We start from the raw sequence: 752 nt of genomic DNA, 5'->3' as shown, positions 1-752 counted from the left end.
GGATCGTCACCAAAGCGCACGGCGCCAAGACCCCTCACTCCGGCCCGGCTGGTTGTCGCGGACCGAGTCGTCCCCCGAAGCTGGCGACACCGGTGACGCGACTTCGACCTCGTTCAGCCCGCCGAGCAGACTCGAACTATCAGCAAACATGGACACCAAGGACGTCGTATCCACTTCGAGGCGGTCGTTCGTCACAGATTTGCTCATGCCGCTGGGGACTGCCCCGAGTTCAGTTGACTCAAAGGGTTAGTGGTTTCAGGCGGCCTTGAGGGCCACGTTTATTGTCTCAAACTCGATCGGGGTGAGCTTGCCGAGGCGGCGTTGTCGGCGCTTGCGGTGGTAGGTCCTCTCGATCCAGACCACCATCGCCAGGCGCAGTTCTTCCCGGGTTGACCACCGCTGCCGGTCCAGGACGTTCTTCTGCAGCAGGGCGAAGAACGACTCCATCGCGGCGTTATCGCCGCAGGCGCCGACGCGACCCATCGACCCGGTGATGCCGTTGTTCTTCAGCACCCGAAGGAACGCGTTGGAGCGGAATTGAGAGCCTCGGTCCGAGTGCAGGATCGTGCCGTCGATGGTGCGCTGGCCGATCGCGTTGCGGGCCGCTGCGACGGCCAGGGATGCTTTCATTCGGGAGTCGATGGAGTAGCCGACGATCTTGTTCGAGTAGACGTCTTTGATCGCGCAGAGGTAGAGCTTGCCCTCGTCGGTGCGGTGTTCGGTGATGTCGGTCAGCCAAAGCTGGTTCGGGC

1 protein-coding gene is annotated in these 752 nt (G+C 62.6%); it reads right to left on the bottom strand.

Annotated features, from left to right (window positions below; translation table 11 throughout):
• Nucleotides 1-255: 255 nt before the first annotated feature.
• The coding region (locus QN345_RS19595; protein WP_323509185.1) for an IS3 family transposase at nucleotides 256-752 on the bottom strand (497 nt) is incomplete at its 5' end.

It is taken from the genome of Cryobacterium sp. 10I1, from assembly GCF_035019805.1.
Taxonomy (GTDB): Bacteria; Actinomycetota; Actinomycetes; order Actinomycetales; family Microbacteriaceae; genus Cryobacterium; species Cryobacterium glucosi.
Note: the sequence above shows the minus strand (reverse complement) of the source record. Positions and strands in the feature narration are given on the sequence as shown.